Source organism: Martelella sp. (genome assembly GCF_984369615.1).
Map to the genome: position 1 here is coordinate 1 of NZ_CFHTCS010000230.1, position 7,124 is coordinate 7,124.

The following is a 7,124-nucleotide window of genomic DNA, read 5'->3' on the forward strand; positions in this document are numbered from 1 at the left end:
TCATGGCCGCGCTGGACAGAGATCACCCGGATCGCCTTCGCCATATTGGCGGTGACGACGGAAATAATGCCCTGCGCGGTCTCCATGACGTCAACGCCGAGCCTGTCGGCCAGCCGCTGGATCGAGGCGAGCGCCAGATCATGCCGCACCTTCATGCGGCCGCCGAGGATTTCCACCGGGTTCAGGGTCTGCAGCACGATATTGGCGTCGGTCACCGTCGGCTCCTCATTGCCGAGCCCGTAGCAGACCGGCCCCGGATGGGCGCCGGCAGAACGCGGCCCGACCTTCAAGAGGCCACCAGTATCGACATGAGCGATGGAACCGCCGCCCGCACCAACCGTGTGAATGTCGAGCATCGGCGCCTTGATCGGATAGCCGTGGACATCGGCCTCGCCGGTGAGCTGGCAGACGCCGTTCTGCAGCAGCGCCACGTCAGAGGAAGTGCCGCCGACATCGAAGGTGATGATGTTGTCGAAACCGGCCATCCTGCCGATCGCCTGCGCGCCGACAACGCCGGTCGAGGGACCGGAGAGCACGGTGCGCACCGGCAGGCTGCTCGCCTGATCGAAGCCGATGACGCCGCCATTCGACTGGGTGAGCTGCGGCGCAACCTTCAGGCCGATTTCGGCGAGCCTATCCTTCAGCCGGCGGATATAGCGCTGCATCACCGGGCCGAGATAGGCGTTGACCACAGTGGTCGAGAGCCGCTCATATTCGCGGAACTCGGGCGCGACGGCATGGGAGGCCGATACGAACACCTCCGGCAGTTCCTCCGCCGCGATCGCCAGAGCGCGCTCTTCATGCGCGGTATTGAGGAAGCCGTAGAGAAAGCAGATCGCCAGCGCCTTGATATCCTCGGCGGCGAGCGCGCGAAAAGCTTCGCGCAGCGCGTCTTCATCCAGCGGCACGGCAACGCTGCCATCGGCTTTCAGCCGTTCGGGCACTTCCCGGCGCAGGTCGCGGGTGACGAGCTGTTCCGGCTTTTCGGCGAACATGTCGTAGAGATTCGGACGCTTCTGACGGCCGATCTCGAGCAGGTCGCGGAAGCCGTCGGAGACGACGAGGCCCGTTTTCATGCCGCGCAGTTCGATCAGCGCATTGGTGGCGACCGTGGTGCCGTGGCCGAGAAAGGCGAGATCAGCGGCTTTCGCGCCGACCTTCTCCAGCCCCTCGATCACGCCTTGGGCGATGGCGCGCGACGGATCGTCCGGGGTGGAGGAGACCTTCCATATCTCGATTGCTCCGGTCTCATCATTGAAGAGGCAGACGTCGGTGAATGTTCCGCCGGAATCGACGCCGATTCTCCAGGCCATGTCATGTTCCCTTTGGCTATTGCCGTCGCGCCGCTCTTCAGGCGGCCTTGGCAGTCTTCGAAAAGCGTTCATACCGGAAAGGCGCCGGATCAACGCAGGTTTTCTCGTTGCGGACGAGTTCGGCCATCAGGCGGCCCGCGCCCGGCCCGCTGCCGAAGCCGTGGCCGGAAAAGCCCGACGACAGATAGAGCCCCGGCACGGCCGCAATCGGGCCGATCACCGGGATCGCGTCCGGCGTCGCATCGATCATGCCGGCCCAGCTATGGGTCAGGCGGGCATCGGCGAAAGCCGGAAAGGCGCGCGTGAGGTTGCGCAACGCATTGCGGTTGAAGGGCGCATGCGGCACGGGATCGAGCGTCCGGATCGCCTCGAAGGGCGTCGCCTCGTCGAGCGACCAGCGGCGCGGCATGTTCAGTTCGCTGACCGTCTGGCCGTTGACGCGCAGCTTCAACTCCCGCCAGCTCGTCAGGAGCGTCGGCAGGAAATCGAAGAACAGGCGGAAACTGTCCGGCGTGATCGGCGCGACATTGGCATTGCGCTGGGCAATGGTATAGCCGCCATCGAGACGCCTGCGGAAGGAGAAATCGCCGCCGCCGACCGGCATTTCCGGCACGGCGCCCTCGCTTTCGATCCGCGCGGCCGTGCCGAGCAGCTTCAGTTGCGGGAAGTTGAGCCCGAGATTGCCGAGGAAGAGCCGCGACCACGCGCCCGCCGCGACGACAACGCACGATGCCGCGATCGTGCCCTTCTCCGTCACCACGCCGCTGATGCGCCCGCCGGCCGTCTCGATCCCGCGCACGGCGCAGTTTTCGGTGATCGTCGCGCCGAGACGCTCGGCGGCGGATGCCATTTGCGGCACGGCCCTTTCCGGTTCGGCGCGGCCATCATTGGCGGTATGAAGCCCCAGCGTATATTGCGCGGCAATGCCCGGCAGCAGGCTCTGCAGACCAGCGGAATCGAGAAGCGTCGAGGGCATGCCGGCCTCGCGGCCGTATTTCTCCCAGGCGGTGAACTCGGCGATCTCGGCCCTGGTGCGGCACACATAGGTGATGCCGGTTTCGCGGAAGCCGGTTTCGATGCCGAAGCGGCGATCAATATCGCGCCAGAGGTTGAGGCTTTCGATCGTCAGCGGCAATTCGGCGGGGTCGCGCCCCATCTGCCGCACCCAGCCCCAGTTGCGCGAGCTCTGCTCGGCGGCAACCACGCCCTTTTCGCAGAGGGTGACGTTGACGCCGGCCTCGGCCAGGAACAGGGCGGTCGTGACCCCGGCAATGCCGCCGCCGATGACCACGACATCGGCGCGCTCGGGCAGGGGGGCCGAAAAGCCCGGACGTTGCAAATTCGGAACCGGCATGGCGCTCTCCTCAGAGCATGTCTTCGAGACGGCAGTTGACCAGCATTTCCGCCATCGCCGCGTTGTTGGGAAGTTCGATCGCGGTGCGCACCAGCTCGGCCATGGTCTCCGGCTGGATCATGTCCTCGGGCTTGACCTTGCTGGTGTAGGAACTCATCTCGGTGCGCACGAAGCTCGGGCAGATCGCGGTGGCGCGCACACCCTTTTCCCAGGCCACATGACGCGTCGTGTGGGTCAGCCCCATGACCGCGAACTTGGTCATGTTATAGCCGACAAAGCCGTTTCGCACCCGCTTGCCGGACATCGAGACGATGTTGACGATCCGCCCGCGACCGGTTTCCTCCAGATGCGGCAGGCACAACCGGGTGAGCCTGAGCGGCGCCTTGACGTTAACCGCCCAGAGCCGGTCCAGCGCCTCTTCATTGTCGTCGGTGAGCAGCACCTGCTCGCCGTTTCCGGCATTGTTGACGAGGCCGTCGATCCGCCCGAAACGGGCGACCGTCCGATCGACCCACTGTTTCGCCGTCTCGGGCTCATAGGCATCGAAACGGTTATGGAGCAGCCTATCGCCGGGCGGGCCGAACTCGGCCTCGAGCCTGGCGGTATCGCGCGCACCGAGCGAAAGCCGGTAGCCGTGCTGAAGAAGATCCCTGACGATCGCCGCGCCGATGCCGCGATTGGCGCCGGACACCAGGATGACCGGGGCGCTCTGTGGTGTAGTGTGCATTTATCAAATTCTCTTGCAACGTTATCTGAAAGTCGCTCGCCGTTTTATGCGCTTATGTGCATTTTTATGAACGATACGATGCGAAATGACAACTGGCAATCGCCTTTCAATGCGAAAACGCGTTAAAAAATGCAGGTGGTTGCACGGTTTCTTCTGATTTTTGGCAAAAAACGTGAACCTTTTTGCGTTTTTTATTGACAGTTTTTGACGGGACTGCTTACTTTGACAAATCCGAAGAACGAAAACGTCTCGGTGCCCGGCCGAACAGCGGGCGGGCGCACAGCCTTTCGAAAGGGGAACCGAATGACCATCACTAGACGTGCGCTGATGCGCAATGCTGCCCTGGCCGGCGCGATCGGCGCCCTTGGCAATCGCGCCTTTGCCGCCTCCACCGTCCGTTGGGACATGGCGGACGAGTACAATGCCGACGCGCTCTCGGGCAAGGCGTCGAAATACTTCCTGACCGAGCTGCAGAAGAAGGTCGGCGACCAGATCGCCATCACCTATCAGGGCGGCGGCGCGCTCGGCTACAAATCGGCGGACCAGTTCGACGCCGTGCAGGACGGCGCGGTGCAGACCGCGGTGACCCTGATGACCCAGCTCGGCGGCATCGACCCGCTGTTCAACCTGTCCTCCCTGCCTTTCATCGCCAAAACCCCGAGGGAAGCCTATCTTCTCTGGCAGGCGGCGCGTCCGGAATACGAAAAGATCTTCGCCGACAACAACATGGTTCTGCTCTGGGCCATGCCGAACCCGCCATCCGGCATCTTCGCCGACCGGGCGATCACCTCGATGGACGCGCTCAACGGCCTGCGCATCCGCACCTATGACGTCAACGGCACGCAGACGCTGATGAAGGCCGGCGCGGCGCCGCTGCAGATCGCATGGTCCGATCTCATCCCCCAGCTGTCGACCGGCGCGATCGACGCGGTCCTGACATCGGCCGATGGCGGCGTGCAGCTCTCTCTCTGGGATTATCTCAGCGACTTCACCGAGATGAACTACGCCATGGGCCTGTTCATGTGCCATGTGAACAAGGACGCATTCGACGCCCTGCCGAAGGATGTCCAGGACGCCATGCTCGGCCTGACCGAAAGCTCAGATGCCTACAACTGGCAGATCATGACCGACAGCATCGAGGCCTCCTACAAGATCCTGCGCGACCACGGCATGACCGTGACCACCGCGGCCGATGTGCCGGATGACGTTTTCGCGACGCTGAACGCCGCCGGTGCTGCCGTGCGCGAGGACTGGGTGGCGAAAACCGGAACGCGCGGCGCCGACGTGCTGGCGAAGTTTGATGCGCTGAAGGCCGGCTGATATCTCTCCTCCTGCGGCTCGTCATCCCGATGATGGCGGGCCGCATGAATCACTTCATTCAGCGGACATGCAGCGCGGAGCCTTCCGCTGCCTTCCGTACGGGAGATGACCATGGCGCTTGAAGAAACGCATTCACACCACCTCTCCGAGGCGACCGACGATCCGAAATGGCTGCGGATCATCGCTCATGCCTCGACCATCCTCAATCGGGCGGCGGCCTTCGTCGCGGCCTGCATCCTGGTCCTGATGACCGCATTCACGCTTCTGGAAATCTGCCTGCGCGTTTTCTCGAAATCCACCTTCATGGCGGATTCGCTGGTCGGCAACGGCGTTGCCGCCGTCGCCTTCCTGTCGGCTGCCTGGGCGCTGGAAGAAGGCTTCATGATCCGCGTCAAGGTGCTGACCGATCGAGCCGGGCCGAAACTGGCCTGGATGTGCGAGTTCGGCACGCTCGTCGCAGTCGAGGCGCTGATGGTTTTCCTGGCCTGGTACCAGTGGAAGTCCGTGTTCAAGAACTGGAGCCGGGGCACCGTTTCCGAAACCTACCTCCCCATCCCGATGTGGATCCCCGAGAGCTTTTTCCTGATCGGCCTTTCTCTGATGGCGTTTCAGGTAATCGTACGGATCCTCCGGCTTCTGGCCGTCGGCCACGCCGATGAGCGCGCGCTCACACTCTAGCGCAGGAAGAAACGCCATGTCCGTCTCAATGTCCGCCCTGACGCTGCTGTTGCTGCTCGTCCTCTTCCTCGGCGCCGGCACGTGGATCTTCGCCGGCCTGATGCTGGTCGGCGCCGGCGCCATGTATTTCGCGCTCGATTTCAGCTGGGTCCGGATCGGCTCGATCGCCACCAAGGTCATATCGTCTTCCGCCGTGTCGTGGGAGCTTGCCGCCATTCCGATCTTCATCTGGATGGGCGATATCATCTTCCGCACGGATATCTCGAACCGTCTGTTCCGCGGCCTCTCGCCGCTGGTCTCGCGCGTTCCCGGCGGCTTGCTGCACACAAATGTCATCGGCTGCACCATCTTCGCCGCGATCTCGGGTTCCTCGACGGCGACCACCGCCACGGTCGGCAAGATCACCATTCCCGAACTGAAGGCCCGTGGCTATGACGTCTCTCTCGCCTCCGGCTCGCTGGCCGGCGCCGGCAGTTTCGGCCTGCTCATTCCGCCCTCCATCGCGATGATCGTCTATGGCGTCCTGGCGCAGGTCTCGATCGCCAAGCTTTTTGCCGCAGGACTTCTGCCGGGCCTGATGATGGCGGCGCTCTATTCCGGCTATATCGGGATTGTCTCGCTCATCCGTCCCTCCGTGGCGCCGCCGCATGGCCAGCCGGTATCGTGGAGCGTGATCTGGAGAGGCGTTCTCGATCTCGTGCCGATCCTGGTGCTGATGACGATCGTGCTCGGCGCCATCTATACCGGCATCGCCACGCCCTCCGAAGCGGCCGCGGTAGGGGTTTTCGGCGCGATCGTGATCACGCTCGTCACCGGGCAGTTTGCCTGGCAGCTGATGATTGACAGCCTGAAAAGCACGATCCGGGTTTCCTCGATGATCCTGATGCTGATCGCCGCCTCCGCCTTCCTGTCATCAGCCATCGCCTATATGCATCTGCCCTCGATGATCACGGAAAGCATCGCCGCGATGAACCTGTCGCCTTATGGCGTTCTGCTGATCCTCGCGGTTCTCTACATCGTGCTCGGCATGTTCCTCGACGGCACGTCGATGACCGTCATGACCGTCCCGATCGCCGTTCCGCTGATCGTGCATGCCGGGTTCGATCCGCTCTGGTTCGGCGTCTACCTCGTCATCATGATCGAGATGAGCGCGCTCACGCCGCCGGTCGGCCTGAACCTTTTCATCCTGCAGGCCCTCACCGGCGAGACCATCGGCAAGACCGTGCGCGCCGCCTTGCCGTTTTTCCTGCTGTTGTGTATCGGTACCGCCCTGCTTGCGATATTCCCGCAGATTGTGCTTTGGTTGCCCAACGCCCTGTGACGCCGCCTGTGCGGAACCTCGAAGATCCCTGACCTGAAGGCTGGAACTTGGACGACGACAACAACACGGAAGAACTTCTGCCGGCCGAGCGCCGCCAGCAACTGGTGGACTGGTTCAAGAGCAACCAGGCCGGCACCAGCCAGGACCTGGCGCGCATGTTCGGCATCTCCGTGTCGACGATCCGGCGCGACCTCGACCTTCTGGCCTCCGAAGGGCTGGTGAAACGCACCCATGGCGGCGCCGTCAGCATCCGTTCGCGCGCGACATACGAGCCGTCGACGGATCTCGCCCGCCGCACGGCGCTGGAGGAAAAGCAGGGGATCGTGCGCGAGGCCTTGCGCTTTATCGAGCCCGATCAGGCCCTGCTGATCGACACCGGCGCCGTCATCTGTCATCTGCTCGCCGAAGAAA

7 protein-coding genes are annotated in these 7,124 nt (G+C 63.4%); 4 read left to right on the forward strand and 3 right to left on the reverse strand.

Annotated features, from left to right (window positions below; all coding sequences use genetic code 11):
• From AC5DC2_RS16410 to AC5DC2_RS16420, 3 genes are all read right to left on the reverse strand, one after another.
• Positions 1 to 1,313, reverse strand: a 1,313-nt coding sequence (locus AC5DC2_RS16410; protein WP_491699253.1) for a hydantoinase/oxoprolinase family protein, incomplete at its 3' end; no start/stop codon positions are given.
• A gap of 37 nt (positions 1,314 to 1,350) precedes the next feature.
• Positions 1,351 to 2,667 (reverse strand): NAD(P)/FAD-dependent oxidoreductase, encoded by a 1,317-nt coding sequence (locus AC5DC2_RS16415; protein WP_491699254.1) that lies wholly within the window; start codon positions 2,665 to 2,667, stop codon positions 1,351 to 1,353.
• A 10-nt stretch (positions 2,668 to 2,677) separates the two neighbouring features.
• The gene (locus tag AC5DC2_RS16420; RefSeq protein WP_491699255.1) at positions 2,678 to 3,394 is read right to left on the reverse strand and encodes an SDR family NAD(P)-dependent oxidoreductase; all 717 of its coding nucleotides are present in this window, start codon (positions 3,392 to 3,394) and stop codon (positions 2,678 to 2,680) included.
• A 303-nt stretch (positions 3,395 to 3,697) separates the two neighbouring features.
• Here AC5DC2_RS16420 and AC5DC2_RS16425 point away from each other — a divergent pair, with 303 nt between their 5' ends.
• From AC5DC2_RS16425 to AC5DC2_RS16440, 4 genes are all read left to right on the forward strand, one after another.
• Entirely contained in the window at positions 3,698 to 4,714 is a 1,017-nt protein-coding gene (locus AC5DC2_RS16425; RefSeq protein WP_200338312.1) for a TRAP transporter substrate-binding protein, read from the forward strand.
• A gap of 111 nt (positions 4,715 to 4,825) precedes the next feature.
• On the forward strand, positions 4,826 to 5,392 hold the full coding sequence (locus AC5DC2_RS16430; RefSeq protein ID WP_024706667.1) for a TRAP transporter small permease: 567 nt from the start codon (positions 4,826 to 4,828) through the stop codon (positions 5,390 to 5,392).
• 16 nt (positions 5,393 to 5,408) lie between these two features.
• Positions 5,409 to 6,713 (forward strand): TRAP transporter large permease, encoded by a 1,305-nt coding sequence (locus AC5DC2_RS16435; RefSeq protein ID WP_024706668.1) that lies wholly within the window; start codon positions 5,409 to 5,411, stop codon positions 6,711 to 6,713.
• Positions 6,714 to 6,760: 47 nt separating this feature from the next.
• A partial coding sequence (locus AC5DC2_RS16440; RefSeq protein ID WP_491699256.1) for a DeoR family transcriptional regulator occupies positions 6,761 to 7,124 on the forward strand: 364 nt, incomplete at its 3' end.

Excerpts from the sequence above, each read along its gene's own strand:
- AC5DC2_RS16430 (WP_024706667.1), top strand. The coding sequence starts at position 4,826 with ATGGCGCTTGAAGAAACGCATTCACACCACCTCTCCGAGGCGACCGAC.
- AC5DC2_RS16425 (WP_200338312.1), top strand. The coding sequence starts at position 3,698 with ATGACCATCACTAGACGTGCGCTGATGCGCAATGCTGCCCTGGCCGGC.
- AC5DC2_RS16435 (WP_024706668.1), top strand. The coding sequence starts at position 5,409 with ATGTCCGTCTCAATGTCCGCCCTGACGCTGCTGTTGCTGCTCGTCCTC.
- AC5DC2_RS16415 (WP_491699254.1), bottom strand. The coding sequence starts at position 2,667 with ATGCCGGTTCCGAATTTGCAACGTCCGGGCTTTTCGGCCCCCCTGCCC.
- AC5DC2_RS16420 (WP_491699255.1), bottom strand. The coding sequence starts at position 3,394 with ATGCACACTACACCACAGAGCGCCCCGGTCATCCTGGTGTCCGGCGCC.